The 19,184-nt window shown below is 73.4% G+C and carries 15 protein-coding genes; all 15 read left to right on the top strand.

Annotation, left to right across the window (positions count from 1 at the left end):
• The first annotated feature begins 360 nt into the window (after positions 1–360).
• Positions 361–1,377 (top strand): YihY/virulence factor BrkB family protein, encoded by a 1,017-nt coding sequence (locus J3R08_RS24125; protein ID WP_043329080.1) that lies wholly within the window; start codon positions 361–363, stop codon positions 1,375–1,377.
• 211 nt (positions 1,378–1,588) lie between these two features.
• Positions 1,589–2,767, top strand: coding sequence for an ROK family protein (locus J3R08_RS24120; protein WP_043329082.1), 1,179 nt, complete (start codon positions 1,589–1,591; stop codon positions 2,765–2,767).
• Complete coding sequence (locus tag J3R08_RS24115; RefSeq protein ID WP_069088866.1) at positions 2,764–4,332, top strand: sugar ABC transporter ATP-binding protein; 1,569 nt, start codon at positions 2,764–2,766, stop codon at positions 4,330–4,332. Before J3R08_RS24120 ends, J3R08_RS24115 begins: the two co-directional genes overlap by 4 nt.
• Positions 4,329–5,417: an ABC transporter permease gene (locus J3R08_RS24110; RefSeq protein ID WP_069088867.1), complete on the top strand. Its 1,089-nt coding sequence runs from the start codon at positions 4,329–4,331 to the stop codon at positions 5,415–5,417. The genes J3R08_RS24115 and J3R08_RS24110 overlap by 4 nt, the downstream gene beginning before the upstream one ends.
• Positions 5,418–5,510: 93 nt before the next feature.
• Complete coding sequence (locus J3R08_RS24105) at positions 5,511–6,563, top strand: substrate-binding domain-containing protein (RefSeq protein WP_043329088.1); 1,053 nt, start codon at positions 5,511–5,513, stop codon at positions 6,561–6,563.
• Between the two features lie 53 nt (positions 6,564–6,616).
• Positions 6,617–7,789: a Gfo/Idh/MocA family protein gene (locus J3R08_RS24100; RefSeq protein WP_369830119.1), complete on the top strand. Its 1,173-nt coding sequence runs from the start codon at positions 6,617–6,619 to the stop codon at positions 7,787–7,789.
• A 206-nt stretch (positions 7,790–7,995) separates the two neighbouring features.
• The gene (locus J3R08_RS24095; protein WP_209962883.1) at positions 7,996–9,144 is read left to right on the top strand and encodes an inositol-3-phosphate synthase; all 1,149 of its coding nucleotides are present in this window, start codon (positions 7,996–7,998) and stop codon (positions 9,142–9,144) included.
• Positions 9,141–10,049, top strand: a complete 909-nt coding sequence (locus J3R08_RS24090; RefSeq protein ID WP_209962882.1) for an SCO3242 family prenyltransferase — start codon at positions 9,141–9,143, stop codon at positions 10,047–10,049. Before J3R08_RS24095 ends, J3R08_RS24090 begins: the two co-directional genes overlap by 4 nt.
• A complete protein-coding gene (locus J3R08_RS24085) occupies positions 10,046–10,924 on the top strand; it encodes a sugar phosphate isomerase/epimerase (protein WP_209962881.1) in 879 nt (292 codons plus the stop codon). Before J3R08_RS24090 ends, J3R08_RS24085 begins: the two co-directional genes overlap by 4 nt.
• Positions 10,925–10,958: 34 nt before the next feature.
• Positions 10,959–11,564: an EboA domain-containing protein gene (locus tag J3R08_RS24080; RefSeq protein WP_209962880.1), complete on the top strand. Its 606-nt coding sequence runs from the start codon at positions 10,959–10,961 to the stop codon at positions 11,562–11,564.
• Between the two features lies 1 nt (position 11,565).
• Positions 11,566–12,417, top strand: coding sequence for a TatD family hydrolase (locus tag J3R08_RS24075; protein WP_104115026.1), 852 nt, complete (start codon positions 11,566–11,568; stop codon positions 12,415–12,417).
• The gene (gene eboE, locus J3R08_RS24070) at positions 12,417–13,604 is read left to right on the top strand and encodes a metabolite traffic protein EboE (protein WP_209962878.1); all 1,188 of its coding nucleotides are present in this window, start codon (positions 12,417–12,419) and stop codon (positions 13,602–13,604) included. The genes J3R08_RS24075 and eboE overlap by 1 nt, the downstream gene beginning before the upstream one ends.
• 58 nt (positions 13,605–13,662) lie before the next feature.
• A complete protein-coding gene (locus J3R08_RS24065; RefSeq protein WP_209962876.1) occupies positions 13,663–15,057 on the top strand; it encodes an alkaline phosphatase family protein in 1,395 nt (464 codons plus the stop codon).
• Complete coding sequence (locus J3R08_RS24060) at positions 15,054–16,121, top strand: polyprenyl synthetase family protein (protein WP_043329105.1); 1,068 nt, start codon at positions 15,054–15,056, stop codon at positions 16,119–16,121. The genes J3R08_RS24065 and J3R08_RS24060 overlap by 4 nt, the downstream gene beginning before the upstream one ends.
• Before the next feature lie 223 nt (positions 16,122–16,344).
• Entirely contained in the window at positions 16,345–19,179 is a 2,835-nt protein-coding gene (locus J3R08_RS24055) for an RICIN domain-containing protein (RefSeq protein ID WP_209962874.1), read from the top strand.
• Positions 19,180–19,184: the final 5 nt, after the last annotated feature.

Raw genomic sequence — 19,184 nt, 5'->3', positions numbered from 1 at the left:
CGCCCCCGTTTGGCACCCATGACGTTCCACTCGTCGTGACGGTTGTCGAGATCTTGGGCGAGTTGTTGTCCGCTCCGGGCGGCGGGCGCCGAGATCTCCGGTCGAGTGCGTCGCGCTGTCGTGACGGGATGCGGCGCCGGCGGGCTTTGCTCTGCAGCCACCCGCGCGGCAGCCACGCTGCGTAACCGTGTGCGCCGATGGATGCAGAGCGAGGCGGCGGGAAACGCGGACGGCCGCGATGGGCGTGAGTGGCCGCCTCGGGGGCAGGGGCGTCGGGCGGGTCTGCCGTTTTCGCGGGTGGTGGTTATGGCCGCCGTCGTCAGGGCATGTCGTCTGACGACGCGACGACGAGGAGGTGCCATGGCCGCCGACGAGGCTCCCGCCCGTGACGGGCGCGACCGCACGGAGCCGGTGGGCCCGGACGACGGTCCGGACAGCCCGACCGACCTGACTGCGACGGGCTGGATGGCGACGCTCAAGCGGACCGTCCGGGAGTTCCAGGACGACAGCCTGACCGACTGGGCCGCCGCGCTCACCTACTACGGCGTGCTCTCCATCTTCCCCGGCGTGCTGGTGCTGATCTCGCTGCTCGGCCTGCTCGGTGACCGGGCCACGGAGGGGGTCCGGGACACTGTCGGCCAGGCGGTGCCGGAGGAGAACATCCGCAAGATCATCGAGAGCGCGATCGACCAGGCCGGCCAGTCCGGCGGGCTGGCCAGCATCGCGGCCGTCATCGGTCTGGTCGCGGCCTTCTGGTCCGCCTCCGGCTACATCGCCGCGTTCATGCGCGCCTCGAACAGCATCTACGACGTGCCGGAGGGGCGGCCGATCTGGAAGACGCTGCCGGTACGCCTCGGCGTGACCGCGGTGATCGGCGTGATGCTGCTGATCAGCGCCGTGATCGTGGTGTTCACCGGCGGCCTGGCCGAGCAGGCCGGAAACGCGATCGGGCTCGGCTCGACCGCCGTCACGGTGTGGAACATCGCCAAGTGGCCGGTGTTGCTGGTGCTGGTGAGCCTGATGTTCGCGATCCTCTACTGGGCTTCGCCGAACGCCCGGCACGGCGGCTTCCGCTGGGTCAGCCCCGGCGGCGTGCTCGCGGTGGTGCTCTGGCTCGTGGTGTCCGGCCTCTTCGCGCTCTACGTCAGCAACTTCGGTTCGTACAACAAGACGTACGGCGCGGTGGCCGGCGTGATCATCTTCCTGGTCTGGCTCTGGCTGAGCAACGTGGCCATCCTGCTCGGCGCGGAGTTCGACGCCGAGCTGGAGCGCAGCCGGGCCATCGCGGCCGGCCACCCGGCCGACGAGGAGCCCTACGTGGAGCTGCGCGACGACCGCAAGCTGCGCAAGAAGGGCAATGCCTCCTCCCACCACTGACCGCTGACCGCACCTCGCCGCCCCGCCCGGATGCGCCCGGGCGGGGCTGCGCGTTTTTCTGGCCCGGCAACTCTTTTGTTCGTATGGACAAAAGTTTGCATCAGGCGTGCCGAAGCTATGGACATGCGACCCGGAAGGCTCCTACTGTGTCGGACACAACACACATCGCCATGGTCGATGTGACGGACTTCCGATGCGGAGGTGACTGCCGGTGCGGACGGTCGACCCCCTGCACGTACGGCTCCTGCGGCTGCTCCGGGACGAGGGCGCGGTGTCCCGCGCCGAACTCGGCGACCGCCTCCAGATGCCCCGCCCGCGCCTGCTCGCCGAGCTGGAACGGCTCGTCTCCCTCGGGTACGTGGCCGAGGCCGGGCTGGCCGCCTCCCGGGGCGGGCGGCGCTCCACCCTGGTCGAGCTGAGCCCGCACCTGCGGTTCGCCGCCGTCGACCTGGGCGCCAGCTCGATCGACGTGGAGGTGGTCAACGGCCGGCTGGAGCCGGTGGCCGCCTACACCGAGACCGCCGACATCCGCTCCGGCCCGAAGGTGACGCTCCAGCGCGTCAACGAGCTGCTGCACAAGGCCAAGGTGGACGGCGCGTACGAGCGGCTCGACGCGGTCGGCATCGGCGTACCGGGGCCGGTGAGCTTCCGCGACGGCGTGCCGGTCTCCCCGCCGATCATGCCGGGGTGGGACCGGTTCCCGGTCCGCGAGCTGCTGACCCGGGAGCACGGCTGCCCGGCGGTGGTGGACAACGACGTCAACATCATGGCGATCGGGGAGCGGCACGGCGGCGTGGCCCACTCGGTCGACGACTTCCTGTTCATCAAGATCGGCACCGGCATCGGCTGTGGCATCTACCTGCACGGCGAGGTCTACCGGGGCACCGACGGCTGCGCCGGGGACATCGGCCACATCCAGGTCGACCCGAACGGCCCGATGTGTTCCTGCGGCAACGTCGGCTGTCTGGAGGCGGTGTTCAGCGGCGCCGCGCTGGCCCGCGAGGCGACTGTCGCGGCCCGCACCGAGGTCTCCCCGGCGCTGGCCGAGCGGTTCGCCGCCCGGGGTGTGGTGACCGCGCTGGACGTGGCGCAGGGGGCGATCGAGGGGGACGTCTCCTGCATCCAGCTCATCCGGGACGGCGGCCGGCGGGTCGGCAGCGTGCTGGCCGGGCTGGTCAGCTTCACCAACCCGTCGATGATCGTGATCGGCGGCGGACTGGCCCAGCTCGGCCACATCCTGCTCGCCGAGATCCGCAGCGTGGTCTACCGCCGTTCGCTGCCGCTGGCCACCGGCAACCTGCCGGTCGTCCTGTCCGAACTGGGCCCGCGCGCCGGCGTCGCCGGCGCCGCCGTGCTCGCCAGCGACCTCGCGTTCGGAGAAGCAGCATGAGCGACACCGGGAAACCACTGGTCGAGGCGCCCGCGGACGCCGTCGCGGGCGAGGTGGTCCTGCGCCTCACCGACGTCGTCAAGACGTTCCCGGGGGTACGCGCGCTCGACGGCGTGCAACTGGAGGTACGCGCCGGCGAGGTGCACTGCCTGCTGGGGCAGAACGGCGCCGGCAAGTCCACGCTGATCAAGGTGCTGGCCGGGGTGCATCGGCCGGACTCCGGCGAGGTCGTGTGGCGGGGCGAGCCGGCGTCGTTCGCCAACCCGCAGGCCGCCATGCGCGCCGGCATCGCCACGATCTACCAGGAACTCGACCTGGTCGACGACCTGTCGGTGGCGGAGAACGCGTTCCTCGGCCACGAGCCGCGCCGGTTCGGCTTCGTCCGGCGGGGGCACATGGCCCGGCGTACCCGGCAGATCCTGGCCCGGCTCGGCCACCCGGAGATCCCTCCGGGGCGGCTGGTGCGGCACCTGCCCGCCGCCGGCAAGCAGATCGTCAGCATGGCGCGGGCGCTCTCCCACGAGGCCCGGCTGATCATCATGGACGAGCCGAGCGCGGTGCTGGCCCACGACGAGGTGGCGAACCTGTTCCGGATCATCCGGGAACTCACCGCGCAGGGCATCGCTGTCATCTACATCTCGCACCGGCTGGAGGAGATCCGCGAGATCGGCGACCGGGTCACCGTACTCAAGGACGGCCGGACCACGGCGGCGAGCCTGCCGGCCCGCGAGACGCCGACCCGCGACCTGGTCGCCCGGATGACCGGGCGGACCATCGAGTACGTCTTCCCGCAGCGCCCGGCCGACCACGGGGGTGGCGCGGAGCTGCTGCGGGTGGACGGGCTGACCCGGCCCGGCGAGTTCGCCGACGTCTCGCTCCGGGTCCGGGCGGGAGAGATCGTCGGCATCGCCGGGCTGGTCGGCTCGGGCCGGTCGGAGCTGCTGGAGACCATCTTCGGCGCGCGCCGGGCGCACGCCGGGACGGTCCGGGTGAACGGCCGGACGCTGCGTCCCGGCAGTGTGGGCGCGGCGGTACGGGCCGGGATGGGCATGGCGCCGGAGGAGCGCAAGAGCCAGGCGCTGCTGCTGGGTGAACCGATCTACCGCAACGTCACGCTCGCCACGTTCGGCAGGTACGCCCGCCTCGGGTTCACCGACGCCGGGCGGGAACGCGCCGAGGCGGACCGGATCGCCGAGTCGCTGGAGCTGCGGCCCCGCGACGTACGGCGGCCGGTGCGCACGCTGTCCGGCGGCAACCAGCAGAAGGTGGTGGTCGGCCGGTGGCTGCTCGGTGACACCCGGCTGCTGCTGCTCGACGAGCCGACCCGGGGCGTGGACGTGGGCGCCCGCGCCGAGCTGTACCAGGTGATCCGCGATCTGGCCGCCCGGGGCGTCGGGGTGCTGCTGGTCTCCAGCGAGGTGCCCGAGGTGCTGGGCCTGGCCGACCGGGTGCTGGTGATGCGGGAGGGCCGAGTGGTCCGCGAGGCGCCGGCCGGCGAACTGGACGAGAACACCGTGCTCGACCTCGTCATGGCGGGGTCCCTCATGGAAGGCGCACCGGCATGAGCGATGTCAGAGAATCCGCCCTGCCCGCGCAGTCGCCGCCGGTGGAGCGGACGGAGACCGCCAAGGTCGACGCGCCGGCGAAGCTCTCCTGGTGGCGCGGCGACGGCGGGGAGGGCGTCAAGCGCAACCTCGGCCTGCTCGCCACGCTCGTCGTGCTGGTGGTCATCGGCATCCTGACCCGCCCCGACCTCTACGGCGACCCGAACTGGGTGTGGGGCAACACGCTCACCATTCTCAAGCTCGCCTCGGTGGTCGGCGTGGTCACCGTCGGCATGACCTTCGTGATCATCGGCGGCGGCATCGACCTGTCGGTCGGCGCGATCGTCGCGCTGGCCGGGGTCTGGTGCACCACTGTCGCCACGCAGAGCTACGGCGCGGGCGGCATGATCTTCACCGCGCTGACCGTCGGGCTCGCCGTCGGCGTGGTGAACGGGCTGCTCGTGTCGTACGGGCGGCTGGTGCCGTTCATCGCCACGCTGGCGATGCTCGTCGCCGCCCGGGGGCTGGCGGCGGAGATCTCCGACAAGCAGACCCAGGTGTCGGGCAACACGTTCATCAACGGCATCGCCAGCACGAACGTGCTCGGCATCCCGCTGCTGGTCTACATCCTGGTGGCGGTGGTGGCGGCCGGCTGGGTGCTGTTGAACCGGACCACGTTCGGCCGCCGTACGGTGGCGGTCGGCGGCAACCCGGAGGCGGCCCGGCTCGCCGGCATCAACGTGCGCCGGCACACCGTGCTCCTCTACGCGCTGTCCGGCCTGTGCTGCGGCATCGCCGCGGTCATGCTGACCGCGCAGGCCACCTCCGCGCAGGCGGCGATGGCCAACCTCTACGAGCTGGACGCGATCGCCGCCGCGATCATCGGCGGCACGCTGCTCAGCGGCGGGCGGGGCACGATCATCGGCTCCCTGCTCGGGGTGATCATCTTCTCCACGATCACCAACCTGTTCGCCATCAACAACCTCTCCGCCGAGGCCCAGAACATGGTCAAGGGCGGCATCATCGTCGCCGCCGTCCTGGTCCAGCAGGTGCAGTTCGGCAGCCTCACCCAGTTCCTCGCCCGCAACCGGGCCACCACCACCTGACCCCACCCGCGCACACCCCGGCTGCCGTCGTACCGACTGTGGTCCGGCCCGCCACACCCGAAACCACCCCACCACCTCATCCCAGGAGGCGTCATGAGAACACCGCGCCATGACCTGTCCCGCCGCCGGCTGCTCTTCGGCGGGGCCGCGGTCTCCGCCGGGGTGCTGCTCGCCGGCTGCACCAGCAACGAGCAGAGCCCGACCGAGGCACAGACCAAGGCGGCCGGTTCCGGCGCCAACACCGAGCCGGGCAAGAAGGTGACCATCGGCTTCTCCGCCCCGGCCGCCGACCACGGCTGGATCGCCGCCATCACGAACAACGCCAAGGCGCAGGCCGGGGCGTACCAGGACGTGGAGCTGAAGTCGGTCGAGGCCGGCGCGGACGCGGCGGCCCAGCGGGCGGCGCTGTCCACGCTGATCTCGCAGAAGCCCGACGTGATCGTGCTGCTGCCGCACGACGGCAAGGAACTCAACGCGTTCGGCCTGGAGGCGATGAAGGCCGGCATCCCGGTGGTGAACCTGGACCGGGCCTTCCCGGACGCGCGCGCCTACCGGTGCCAGATCAAGGGCGACAACTACGGCATGGGGGTGGCCGCCGCCACGTACATCGCCGAGCAGCTCAAGACCAAGGGCGTGAGCAACCCGGTGATCGGCGAGATCCCCGGCATCGAGTCGCTGGAGCTGACCCAGGAACGGTCCAAGGGGTTCGCCGACACGCTCGCCTCGTACGGGTTCAAGGTCGCCAACCGGCGCCCCGCCGAGTTCACAGTCGACTCCGGCCAGCAGGCCGCCACCGGCCTGTTCCAGGCGCTGCCGAAGATCGACGCGGTCTGGAACCACGACGACGACCAGGGCATCGGCGTGCTCGCGGCCGTCAACCAGGCCAACCGCAAGGAATTCATCATGGTCGGCGGCGCCGGCTCCAAGAAGGCCATGGAGGACATCGCCGCCGACAACACGGTCCTCAAGGCCACAGTCACCTACAGCCCGTCGATGGCCTCCTCGGCCATCTCCCTGGCCCGCCTGATCGGCCAGGGCAAGGGCATGTCCGACCTGGTCGAACTCCAGGTACCGAAGGAGATCGTGCTCGCCTCCGAGACGATCACCAAGGAGAACGCGAGCGACTACCTGAAGCTCGGGTTCTGACACACGGGGGGAGACCCACCTTGTCCAGTCACGACAGCATCCTGCGGGTCGGCATGGTCGGCTACGCGTTCATGGGCGCCGCGCACTCCCAGGCGTGGCGCACCGTGAACCGGGTGTTCGATCTGCCGTCCCGGGTACGGATGGCGCTCGTCTGCGGCCGGGACGAGCCGAAGGTGGCCGAGGCCGCCGACCGGCTCGGCTGGGACGGCTACACCACCGACTGGCGGCGGCTCGTCGAGTCCGACGAGATCGACGTGGTCGACATCTGCACGCCGGGGGACAGCCACCGCGAGATCGCGCTCGCCGCGCTCGCCGCGGGCAAGCACGTGCTGTGCGAGAAGCCGCTGGCGAACAGCGTCGCCGAGGCCCGCGAGATGACCGGGGCCGCGGCCCGGGCCCGCGAGTCCGGGGTACGCGCGATGTGCGGCTTCAACTACCGGCGGGTGCCGGCTGTCGCCCTGATGCGGCAGCTGGTGGCCGACGGGCGGATCGGCGAGATCCGGCACGTCCGGGCGGTCTACCTCCAGGACTGGATCGTCGACCCGCAGTTCCCGCTGGTGTGGCGGTTGCAGAAGGACAGGGCGGGCTCCGGCGCGCTCGGTGACATCGGCGCGCACATCATCGACCTGACCCAGTACGTCACCGGTCAGCTCGTCAGCGGCGTCAGCGCGCTGACCGAGACGTTCGTCCGCCAGCGGCCACTCGTCGCCGGGTCGAGCGGCCTGGCCGCGCAGGCCGACGGCAACGGCAGCGCCATGGGCCAGGTGACAGTGGACGACGCGGCGGTGTTCGTGGCCCGGCTCGACGGGGGAGCGCTCGCCACGTACGAGGCGACCCGGTTCGCCACCGGCCGCAAGAACGCCCTGCGCGTCGAGATCAACGGCTCGCGCGGCAGCGTCGTGTTCGACCTGGAACGCCTCAACGAACTGGAGTTCCTGGACGCCACCCGGCCCGCCGCCGAGCAGGGCTTCAGCCGGATCCTGGTGACCGAGCCGGACCACCCGTACCTGGGCGCGTGGTGGCCGCCCGGCCACATCATCGGCTACGAGCACTCCTTCACCCACCAGGCGCGCGACTTCGTCGAGGCGGTCGCCACCGGCGCCGACCCGGCCCCGTCGTTCGCCGACGCGCTGCAGGTCCAGCTCGTGCTCGACGCGGTGACCCGCTCGGCCGAGCGGGCCGCCTGGACGGAGGTGGAACCCGCCCTGGCCGAAGCTTCCGCCTGATCCGAGGCGGGCCAGGCCCGCCCGACACTCACCGGCGCCGGCCGGCGAGGGCCCGCCGCGGTTGCGCCCCGCGGCGGGGACGAGGCCGGCTCCGGGGAGCGTGCCGCCGGTGTCCGCCGGCACGACCAGCACGGCCCTCCGGTGCGGCCGGACCGGGATTCCCCGGCCGCACCGGCGGACCGGCCTTACCTGGGGAGGTAGCGCGAATGCGTACGGGTGTCTGGCTGGTGGGCGCGCGCGGCTCGGTCGCCACCACAGCCGTGGTCGGCGGGCTGGCCCTGCGGGCCGGGCTCACCGCGCCGACCGGATGCGTGACCGAGCTGCCCGACCTGCGCGGGCCCGCCCTGCCGGGCTTCGCCGATCTCGTCTTCGGCGGCCACGACGTGGTCGCCACCCCGCTGACCAAACGCGCCGAGGCGCTCGCCGCCGCAGGCGTGCTGCCCGCCCGGCTGGCCGACGCCGTCGCGCCGGACCTGGCCACCGTCGAGGCGGCGCTGCGGCCCGCTCCGGCCGACGGAGACCAGGGCGAACGGATCGCCGCCGTGGTGCGCGACCTGACCGGGTTCCGGTCCCGGCACGGACTGGACCGGGTGGCCGTGGTGAACGTCGCCGCCACCGAACCGGCGCCCGCACCGCACCCGGCCCACAGCGACCTGGCCACGCTGCGCGACGCGCTGACCGGCCCGGCCGACGTGCTGCCGCCCAGCTCCGCCTACGCGTACGCGGCGTTCACCGCCGGCTGCCCGTACGTGGACTTCACCCCGTCGACCGGCGCCCGCCTGCCGGCCCTGGCCGCGCTCGCCGCCGAACGCGGGCTGCCGTACGCCGGGCACGACGGCAAGACCGGCGAGACGCTGCTCAAGTCGGTGCTCGCGCCGATGTTCGCGATGCGGCACCTGGCCGTGCGCTCCTGGTCCGGCACGAACCTGCTCGGCGGCGGCGACGGCGCCACGCTCGCCGACCCGGCCGCCAACGCCGCCAAGGTCGGCAGCAAGCAGCGGGTGCTCGCCGAGACGCTGGGCTACCTGCCCCAGGGTGGCACCCGGATCGAGTACGTCGAGGAACTGGGCGACTTCAAGACCGCCTGGGACCTGATCACGTTCGCCGGTTTCCTCGGCACCGGCATGCGGATGGAGTTCACCTGGCACGGCTGCGACTCGGCGCTCGCCGCGCCGCTCGTGCTGGACCTGGCCCGGCTCACCGCCGCCGCGCACGCCGCCGGCCGCCACGGCCCGCTGACCGAACTGGCGTTCTTCTTCAAGGACCCGCTCGGCGCGACCGGCCACGCGCTCGGCGAGCAGTGGACGGTGCTGCGGGACTTCGCCGCCGACCTGCACGCCCGGGCGACGTCGTGACCCGCCTGGCCGACCTGGCCGAACTGGTCCGGGCGCCGGCCGCGCTCTCCGTACCCGGGGACGTGCTGTCCGGCGCCGCCGCGGCCGGGGCGCTGGACCGCCGGACGCCCGCCCTGGCCGGCGCGTCGGTGCTGCTCTACTGGGCCGGGATGGCCGCCAACGACTGGGCGGACCGGCGGCTGGACGCGGTCGAACGGCCGGAGCGGCCGATCCCGTCCGGGCGGGTGCGCCCGTCCGTGGCGCTCGGCGTCGCGTCCGGCCTCACCGCCGCCGGGCTCGCGGTCGCCACCGCCGCCGGGGGCCGCCGGGCGGCGGCGGTCGCGCTCCCACTCGCGGCCACCATCTGGGGGTACGACCTGCGCGCGAAGAACACCGCCGCCGGCCCGGCGGTGATGGCCGCGTGCCGTGGGCTGGACGTGCTGCTCGGCGCGTCCGGCGGCCGGGTGGTCCGGGCGCTGCCCGCAGCGCTCACCATCGCCGCGCACACCTGGACCGTGACCGCCCTGTCCCGCCGCGAGGTGACCGGCGCGGACCGGCGTCTGCCGGGTCTCACGCTGGCCGGTACCGCGCTGATCGCGTTCACCACCCCGGCCCGGCCCACCGTGTTAAGCGGGGCCCCCTCCTCTACCGGATGCGTTAAGAGGGGGCCCTTCCTTCGGCTCGGGGAGCTGGTGCCGGCGGTGCTCGCGGCCGGGTACGCCGTCCGGTACGGCCGGGCGCAGGCCCGGGTACTCGCCGATCCGTCACCGGCCCGGGTGCGCGCCGCCGTCGGGGCCGGGATCACCGGGCTGCCCGCCTTGCAGGGTTCGCTCACCGCCCGCGCCGGGGCGCGGCTGCTCGGCCTCGCCGTGGCCGGCGCCGCCCCGCTCGGCCGCCGCCTGGCCCGACTGATCTCCCCGACATGACAGCTGTCGCCGAACCGCTCTCCGGCCCGGCCACGCTGCGTTTCGGGTACGGCACCAACGGCTTCGCCAACCACCGCCTCGGCGACGCGCTGGCGGTCCTCGCCGACCTCGGCTACCAGGGTGTCGCGCTCACCCTGGACCACGACCACCTGGACCCGTTCGCCCCCGGGCTGATGCGCCGGGTGACCGCCGTGCGCCGCCGGCTGGACGCGCTCGGGCTGGCGGTGGTGGTCGAGACCGGCGCCCGCTACCTGCTCGACCCCTGGCACAAGCACGCGCCGACGCTGCTGCACGACGACCCGTCCCGGCGGGTGGAGTTCCTGCGCCGGGCCGTGCGGATCGGCGCCGACCTGGGCGCGGAGGCGGTCTCCTTCTGGGCCGGCGTACGCCCGCCCGGCGTACCGCCCGGCGTCGCCGCCGACCGCCTCGTAGCGGGCTGCGCGACGGTGTGCGCCGAGGCGGCGGAGGCGGGCGTGCCGCTGGGCTTCGAACCGGAGCCGGGCATGTTCGTCGAGGACATCGCCGGGTGGCGGCGGCTGCGCGAGGCGCTCGGCGCGCCGCCCGGCTTCGGCATCACGCTCGACATCGGGCACTGCCGGTGCCTGGAGCCGCTGCCGGTGCCGCGGTGCGTGTCCGAGGTCGCCGCGCACCTGGTCAACGTGCAGATCGACGACATGCGCCGAGGCGTGCACGAACACCTGGAGCTCGGTGCCGGCGAGATCGACTTCCCGCCGGTGCTGCGTGCCCTGGCCGACGCCGGCTACCGCGGGCTGGTGGCGGTGGAGCTGCCCCGGCACTCGCACGCGGCACCGGCCGTCGCCGCCCGCTCACTGGACTTCCTGCGCGCCGCCGCCTCGCGCGGCGAGGGGCGGTGACCCACCACCTTCCACCCGGCAGAGGGGAGACGGCATGACACCCGACCGACTGCGCGCCGCGCTTCGGGGCGTACCCGATCCGCAGTGGCTGGACGCGGCGCTGCGCCGCGTCGCGACCGAACCCACGGCGATCGAACGGTTCTTCGCCACCGCCGCCCGGCGGTGCGGTCGCGGGCCGCTGCCCGACCCGCCCGGCTGGACGGCCGACGAGGCGGCCCGCGCGCTGCTGCTGACCACGCTGCCGAACGGCCACGCCGCCGCGGCCGAGACGCTCTACCGGCAGGGCGACGCCGCCGAGAAACGCGCCGTGCTGCGCGCGCTGCCGCTGCTGCCCATCGGCGCGGAGTGCGTGCCGCTGCTGCACGACGCGATCCGCACAAACGACACCCGGCTGGCCGCCGCCGCGCTCGGCCCGTACGCCCGGCACCTGGAGCAGCCGGCCTGGCGGCAGGCGGTGCTCAAGTGCGTGTTCACCGGCGTGCCCCTGGCGGTGGTCGACGACCTGCCGGAGCGGGCCGACGGCGAGCTGGCCCGGATGCTCGCCGCGTACGCCGCCGAGCGGCACGCCGCCGGCCGGACCATGCCCGACGACGCGGCCGACCTGCTGCGCCGGCTGACCATCCCCACCCCGGAGGCGTGACATGCGCATCTTCGACCCGCACATCCACATGACGTCCCGCACCACCGACGACTACGAGCGGATGGCCGCCGCCGGGGTCCGCGCGCTGGTCGAACCGGCGTTCTGGCTGGGCCAGCCGCGCACCAGCGTGGACAGCTTCGTGGACTACTTCGACTCGCTGATCGGCTGGGAGCCGTTCCGGGCCGGGCAGTTCGGCATCCGGCACCACGCCACAGTGGCGCTCAACCCGAAGGAGGCGAACGACCCGCGCTGCCGCCCGGTGCTCGACCTGCTGCCCCGCTACCTGGACAAGGACGGCGTGGTGGCCGTCGGTGAGATCGGCTACGACGCGATGACGCCGGCCGAGGACGCCGCGCTGGCCGGGCAGCTCGCCCTGGCCGTCGCGTACGACCTGCCCGCGCTGGTGCACACGCCGCACCGGGACAAGGCACGCGGCGTACGGCGCACGCTCGACGTGGTCGCCGAGTCGGACATCGCGCCGGAACGGGTGCTCGTCGACCACCTCAACGAGGTGACTGTGGGGCTGGTCCGGGACACCGGCTGCTGGCTGGGCTTCTCCATCTACCCGGAGACGAAGATGTCGCCGCCGCGCATGGTCGAGCTGCTGAAGCGGTACGGGACCGAGCGGATGCTGGTCAACTCGGCCGCCGACTGGGGGCGGTCGGACCCGCTGCTGACCCGGGCCACCGGGGAGGCGATGCAGCTGGCCGGGTTCAGCGCCGACGACGTGGACCGGGTGCTGTGGCGCAACCCGGTCGAGTTCTACGGCCAGTCCGGCCGGCTCGACCTGACCGCCCTGGAGGCGAGCGACCCCACCTTCGCCGGCAACTCGATCCTGCGCGGAGGCGAATGATGCGGCTGCGCCACGCCGACGGCACGACCGTCCATCTCGGCTACTGCACGAACGTCCACCCGGCCGAGGACCTGCCCGGCATCGTCGTCCAGCTCGACACGTACGCGGTAGCGGTGCGCCGGGCGCTCGGCGCCGACCTGCTCGGGCTCGGGCTCTGGCTGGCCGCGCCGGTGGCCGCCGCGCTCGCCGCCGACCCGGCGGCCCGCCGCCGGCTGCGTCACGAGCTGACCGTACGGGGCCTGGAGGTGGTCACGCTCAACGGCTTCCCGTACGCCGCGTTCCAGGCCCCGGTGGTCAAGGGCGCGGTGTACCACCCGGACTGGACCACGCCGCAGCGCTCGGCGTACACGCTGGACCTGGCCCGGGTGCTGGCCGACCTGCTGCCCGACGACGCGGTCCACGGGTCGGTCTCGACGCTGCCGCTGGCCTGGCGTACACCGTGGGACACCGCGCGCGCCGCGACCGCCCGGCGGCGGCTCGACGCGCTGGCCGACGGGCTGGCCGCGGTGCAGCGGGAGACCGGCCGGGTGATCCGGGTCGGCTTCGAGCCGGAACCCGGCTGCCTGGTGGAGTCGACGGGACAAGCACGCGAGGTATTCTCAGCCATGGATACCGACCGGCTCGGGATCTGCCTGGACCTCGCACACCTGGCGTGCGCCTGGGAGCAGCCGGCGGATGCCCTGGCCGGGCTGCGTGCCGCCGGTCTCCCCGTGGTGAAGGTCCAGGTGTCCGCCGCCGTCGAGGCGCCCGATCCGGCCGGGGCGGGCGCGGCGTTGCGCCGCTTCGTCGAGCCGAGGTTCCTGCACCAGACCCGCGCGGCCGGTTGCGCCGGCGCCGCCGATCCGGCCGATCCGGCGTACGCGGCCGACGACCTCGACGCCGCGCTCGACGCGGGGCTGCCCGGTGCCTGGCGGGTGCACTACCACGTGCCGCTGCACGCCCCGCCCGAACCGCCGCTGCGCTCCACGGTGCCGGTGCTGCGGGAGGCGCTCGCCGCGCTGTTCGCCGGTCCGGCCGCCGGCTGCGACCACCTCGACGTCGAGACGTACACCTGGGGGGTGCTGCCGGAGGCGCGGCGCCCGCGCGGCGACGCGGAGCTGGCCGCCGGCATCGCCGCCGAGCTGGCCTTCGCCCGCGACGAGCTGACCGCGCTCGGGCTGGCGCCGACGGCGGTGATGTCCTCGTGAGCGCGAGGAGTGAGCCGGTCCTGCGAGCCCCGCAGTCGCGAACGAAGGCCGGCACCGCATGAGCCGGCGGCTGGTGGTGCTCGACGTGGTCGGGCTGACCCCGCGGCTGCTGGCGCACATGCCCCGGCTGCGCGCGGTGGCCGACGCCGGGTTCGCCGCCGAGCTGGGCACCGTGCTGCCGGCGGTGACCTGCTCGGCGCAGTCCACGTTCCTCACCGGCGAGCTGCCCGCCGGGCACGGCGTGGTGGGCAACGGCTGGTACTTCCGCGACCTGGGCGAGGTGCTGCTCTGGCGGCAGCACAACGCGCTGGTCGGCGGCGAGAAGGTGTGGCAGGCGGCCCGCCGCGTCGAGCCGGGCTACCGGGTCGCGAACGTCTGCTGGTGGTACGCGATGGGCGCGGACGTGGACTGGACGGTCACGCCGCGCCCGGTCTACCACGCCGACGGGCGCAAGGAGCCGGACTGCTGGACCGACCCGCCGCGGCTGCGGGACATGCTCACCGACGCGCTCGGCACGTTCCCGCTGTTCAGCTACTGGGGGCCGGGCGCGGGGCTGCCGTCGTCGGCGTGGATCAGCCGGGCCGCGCAGCGGATCCTGGCCGACCACGCCCCCGACCTGACCCTTGTCTACCTGCCGCATCTGGACTACGACCTGCAACGCTTCGGTCCGTCCGGGCCGGAGGCCGCCGCCGCGGCGGCGGAGCTGGACACCGTGCTCGGCCCGCTGCTGGACGCGGCCCGTGATCGGGACGCTACTGTGGTGGCGTTGTCCGAGTACGGCATCACCGACGTGTCCCGCCCGGTGGACGTGAACCGGCTGCTGCGCGCCGAAGGATTGCTGCGGGTCTACACCCAGGCCGGGATGGAATACCTCGACCCGTGGACGTCACGCGCGTTCGCGGTGGCCGACCACCAGGTGGCGCACGTCTACGTCCGGGATCCGGCGGACGTGCCGACGGTGGCGAAGCTCTGCGCGGCGCTGCCCGGCGTGGCCGAGGTGCTGGACGCCGCCGGGCAGGCCGGGTACGGCCTGGACCATCCCCGCTCGGGCGAGTTGGTGCTGGTGGCCGAGCCGGACTCCTGGTTCACCTACTACTACTGGCTGGACGACGCGCGGGCACCCGACTTCGCGCGGCTGGTGGAGATCCACCGTAAGCCGGGCTACGACCCGGCCGAGCTGTTCTTCGATCCGGCCGCTCCGGGCGCGGCGAAACGTCGTGCGGCGGTGGCGCTGGCACGCAAGAAGCTCGGCCTGCGCTATCTGATGAACGTGGTCGGGCTGGACGCCGGGGCGCGGGCGGTGCGTGGTTCGCACGGGCGCCTGCCGGCCGATCCGGCGGACGGCCCGGTGCTGCTCTGCTCCGACCCGGCCGCGATCCGGCCCCGGGTGGAGGCGACCGATGTGAAGGCGTTGTTGCTGGAACTCGCCGGATTGGCCTGGGAGGCACCATGACCGTGACCGTCGCACCGACCGACCCGGCCCTGCTTCGGGGCCGTTTCGACGCCGAGCTCGCCGCGTTCCTGGACGCGAGAGGGCCGGGTCGGCCGGACGACGGTACGGGGACTGTTCACTCCGCTTTGCGCCGGTTCGTGCTGGCCGGTGGGAAGCGGCTGCGACCGCTGTTCTGCTACTGGGGCTGGCGGGGCTTCGGCGGCCCGGACGAGCGGCCGATCGTGGTGGCCGCGGCGTCGCTGGAGCTGTTCCACGCGTTCGCGCTGATCCACGACGACATCGTGGACCGCAGTGACCGCCGCCGGGGAGCGCCCACGCTGCACCGCTTCTTCGCCGACCTGCACGAGCGGTCCGGCTGGCGCGGCGACCCGGCGGCGTACGGCCGGCAGGCGGCGGTGCTCTGCGGGGACCTCTGCGCCACCTGGTCGGCGCAGATGTTCCACGGCTGCGGGTTGCCGCCCGAGCGGCTGCGCGGCGGGCAGGTCCTGCTGGCCCGGATGCGCTCGGAGGTGATCGCGGGGGAGTACCTGGACGTGGTCGCGGCGGCCGGGGACGGTTCGGTGGCGAGCGCGCTCGCCGTGGTGCGGCTGAAGACGGCCCGTTACACGGTGACCCGTCCGGTGCAGATCGGGGCCGCGCTGGCCGGCGCGACGCCGGCGGAGGTGGCGGCGCTGGCCGGGTTCGGCGATCCGCTCGGGGACGCGTTCCAGCTCCGCGACGATGTGCTCGGCGTCTTCGGCGATCCGGCGGTGACCGGCAAGTCCAATCTGGACGACCTGCGCGAGGGCAAGCCGACGGTGCTGCTGGCGCTGGCCCGGGCGTCCGCCTCCCCGGCCGGGGTGGCCCGGCTGCGCGAGCTGGTCGGCGATCCGGCGCTGGATCAGGCGGGCGCCGCCGAGGTGCGGGGCATCGTCGAGGAGTCCGGCGCCCGGGAGGCGGTGGAGCGGATGATCCGTACCCGGGCCGACGCGGCAGTGGTCGCGCTGGACGCGGCGGGGCTCGCGGAGCCGGCCCGGCGGGTGCTCGCCGCGCTCGTGGAGCGGGCTGTCGACCGCCGCGAGTGACACCTACTTTTGTCGCGTGGCGGCGAAAGTGTAAGCCGATCGATCAGAAGCTATGGACAGGCTGATCGAAAGGTTTTAATGTCGTGCACAGTACCTAGCTGACCCGACGAGGCGATCCGCCCCCCGTACCGCCCGCCTCGCCGAGGCGCAGCATCCCCCGCTCGGCATCCGGCGCGACGCGCGCCCGGTCCTGGCTGCGCGCGTCAGGAAGGGACAGCACAGCATGTCCAGCCACCACCACCCCCGTGCCCGACGACCGTTCGCCGCTGCCGCAGCGCTGCTGCTCGCGGCCACCGCCGGCACCGTCACAGCGGCCGCGGCGCCCGTCCCGGCGTCCGCCCACCCGATCACGGCGAGCGACTTCCAGCAGGTCGAACTCGCCCGCGGCGTCGCCGAGACCGGCGAACCGATGTCCCTGGCGGTGCTGCCCGACCGGTCGGTCCTGCACACCGCCCGCAACGGCACGCTGCGCCGCACCGACGCGGCCGGCGCCACCACAGTCATCGGCACGCTGCCGGTCTACACCCACGACGAGGAGGGGCTGCAGGGCGTCGGCGTCGACCCCGGCTTCGCCTCCAACCGGCACATCTACCTCTACTACGCGCCGCCGCTGTCCACCCCCGCCGGCGACGCGCCCGCCACCGGCACCGACTTCTCCGCCTGGCAGGGCGTCAACCGGCTGTCCCGGTTCACGCTCAACGCCGACTTCACGCTCAACCAGGCCAGCAAGGTCGACGTGCTCGACGTACCGGCCGACCGGGGGCTGTGCTGCCACGTCGGCGGTGACATCGACTTCGACGCCGCCGGCAACCTCTACCTGTCCACCGGCGACGACACCAACCCGTTCGACTCGGCCGGATACGCGCCGATCGACGAGCGCACCAACCGCAACCCCGGGTACGACGCGCAGCGCAGCGCCGGCAACACCAACGACCTGCGGGGCAAGATCCTGCGGATCAAGGTGAACGCCAACGGCACGTACTCGATCCCGGCCGGCAACCTCTTCGCGCCCGGCACCGCGCGGACCCGCCCGGAGATCTACGCGATGGGCTTCCGCAACCCGTTCCGGATCAGCGTCGACAAGGCCACCGGCATCGTCTACGTGGGCGACTACGGGCCGGACGCCGGCACCACCACCGCCCGCGGCCCGTCCGGGCAGGTCGAGTTCAACCGGGTCACCGGGCCCGGCAACTACGGCTGGCCGTACTGCACCGGCACCAACACGGCCGCCGAGACGTACGCCGAATGGGACTTCGCCACCGGCACCGCCGGACCGAAGTACGACTGCACGGGCGGGCCGACGAACAACTCGTTCCGCAACACCGGCCTGACCACGCTGCCGGCGGCGAAGCCGTCCTGGATCCGCTACGCCGGTGACGCGGGCAGCCCGCCCGAGTTCGGCGGCGGCTCCGAGTCGCCGATGGGCGGCCCGGTCTACCGGTACGACGCGGCGAACCCGTCCACCACCAAGTTCCCGCAGTCGTTCGACGGGCAGTTCTTCGCCACCGAGTTCGGCCGGGGCTGGATCAAGCCGATCCACGTCAACGCGGACGGCTCACCCGGCACCATCGACAGCTTCCCGTGGACCGGCAAGCAGGTGATGGACTCCGCGTTCGGCCCGGACGGGGCGTACTACGTGCTCGACTACGGCACCGGCTACTTCAACGGCGACGCCAACTCGGCGCTGTACCGCTTCGACTACCTGGGCGGCGCCAACCGCGCCCCGGTGGCCCGCGCCGCCGCCGACCGGACCTCCGGCGCCGCGCCGCTCGCGGTGGCCTTCTCCTCGGCCGGCTCGTCCGACCCGGAGGGCGGCGCGCTCACGTACGCCTGGACGTTCGGCGACGGCGGCACCTCCACCGCGGCGAACCCCTCGCACACCTACACCGCCAACGGCAGGTACACCGCCACGCTCACCGTGCGCGACCCGCAGGGCGCCACCGGCACCGCCAGCGTGACGATCACCGTCGGCAACACCGCGCCGACAGTGGTCATCGAGACACCCGGCAACGGCAAGCTGTTCTCCTTCGGCGACACCGTGCCGTTCCGGATCACCGTCACCGACCCGGAGGACGCCACCATCGACTGCACGAAGGTCAAGATGACCTACGTGCTCGGCCACGACCAGCACGGCCACCAGATCACCTCGGCGACCGGCTGCACCGGCTCGATCGCCGTACCCGTCGACGGTGAGCACGACGACGCGGCGAACATCTTCGCGGTCTTCGACGCCGAGTACACCGACTCCGGCGGCCTCACCACGCACACCCAGCACACGCTCCAGCCCCGGCACCGGCAGGCCGAGCACTTCAAGACCTCGTCCGGGATCAACACGTTCGACAAGGCCACCGCCGAGGGCGGCAAGACCGTCGGCGACATCCACAACGGAGACTGGATCGCGTTCCAGCCGTACCTGCTCGCCGACGCCACCGGGTTCACCGCCCGGGTGTCGTCCGCCGGGGCCGGCGGCACGCTCCAGGTACGGGCCGGCTCGGCCACCGGCGCCGTGCTCGGCTCGGCCACCGTCCCGGTCACCGGCGCCTGGGACACGTTCACCACAGTCACCGGCACGATCGCCAATCCGCCGGCCGGCACCACCACGCTCTATCTGACGTTCGCCGGTGGCACCGGGGCGCTCTACGACCTGGACGCGTTCACGCTCACCACGTCGGCTGTGCGCACCGGCCCGGTGAAGGGCCTGGCCGGCAAGTGCCTGGACGTGCGGAACGCCTCGTCGGCCGACGGCACCCAGATCCAGCTCTACACCTGCAACGGCACGACGGCGCAGTCGTGGACCGTGACGCCGAACGCCACGGTGAAGGCGCTCGGCAAGTGCCTCGACGTGTCCGGTGGCGCCAGCGCGGACGGCACCAAGATCCAGCTCTACACGTGCAACGGCACCGGCGCGCAGAACTGGTCGGCGCAGGCCGACGGGACGCTGCGCAACCCGCAGTCGGGCAAGTGCCTGGACGTGTCCGGCAACAACTCGGCCGACGGCACGGCGGTGCACCTGTGGACCTGCACGGGTGCGGCCAACCAGAAGTGGACGCTGCCGTGAGGTGG

Origin of the sequence: Micromonospora sp. HB375 (assembly GCF_017872985.1) — a bacterium.
In the GTDB taxonomy this organism is placed as follows: domain Bacteria; phylum Actinomycetota; class Actinomycetes; order Mycobacteriales; family Micromonosporaceae; genus Micromonospora; species Micromonospora chalcea.
Note: the sequence above shows the minus strand (reverse complement) of the source record. Positions and strands in the feature narration are given on the sequence as shown.

What these genes read in the sequence shown, in the direction of transcription:
- J3R08_RS24110 (WP_069088867.1), top strand. Translation starts at nt 4,329, where the DNA reads ATGAGCGATGTCAGAGAATCCGCCCTGCCCGCGCAGTCGCCGCCGGTG.
- J3R08_RS24075 (WP_104115026.1), top strand. Translation starts at nt 11,566, where the DNA reads ATGCGCATCTTCGACCCGCACATCCACATGACGTCCCGCACCACCGAC.
- eboE (WP_209962878.1), top strand. Translation starts at nt 12,417, where the DNA reads ATGCGGCTGCGCCACGCCGACGGCACGACCGTCCATCTCGGCTACTGC.
- J3R08_RS24095 (WP_209962883.1), top strand. Translation starts at nt 7,996, where the DNA reads ATGCGTACGGGTGTCTGGCTGGTGGGCGCGCGCGGCTCGGTCGCCACC.
- J3R08_RS24065 (WP_209962876.1), top strand. Translation starts at nt 13,663, where the DNA reads ATGAGCCGGCGGCTGGTGGTGCTCGACGTGGTCGGGCTGACCCCGCGG.
- J3R08_RS24080 (WP_209962880.1), top strand. Translation starts at nt 10,959, where the DNA reads ATGACACCCGACCGACTGCGCGCCGCGCTTCGGGGCGTACCCGATCCG.
- J3R08_RS24125 (WP_043329080.1), top strand. Translation starts at nt 361, where the DNA reads ATGGCCGCCGACGAGGCTCCCGCCCGTGACGGGCGCGACCGCACGGAG.
- J3R08_RS24115 (WP_069088866.1), top strand. Translation starts at nt 2,764, where the DNA reads ATGAGCGACACCGGGAAACCACTGGTCGAGGCGCCCGCGGACGCCGTC.
- J3R08_RS24085 (WP_209962881.1), top strand. Translation starts at nt 10,046, where the DNA reads ATGACAGCTGTCGCCGAACCGCTCTCCGGCCCGGCCACGCTGCGTTTC.
- J3R08_RS24100 (WP_369830119.1), top strand. Translation starts at nt 6,617, where the DNA reads ATGGTCGGCTACGCGTTCATGGGCGCCGCGCACTCCCAGGCGTGGCGC.
- J3R08_RS24105 (WP_043329088.1), top strand. Translation starts at nt 5,511, where the DNA reads ATGAGAACACCGCGCCATGACCTGTCCCGCCGCCGGCTGCTCTTCGGC.
- J3R08_RS24055 (WP_209962874.1), top strand. Translation starts at nt 16,345, where the DNA reads ATGTCCAGCCACCACCACCCCCGTGCCCGACGACCGTTCGCCGCTGCC.
- J3R08_RS24060 (WP_043329105.1), top strand. Translation starts at nt 15,054, where the DNA reads ATGACCGTGACCGTCGCACCGACCGACCCGGCCCTGCTTCGGGGCCGT.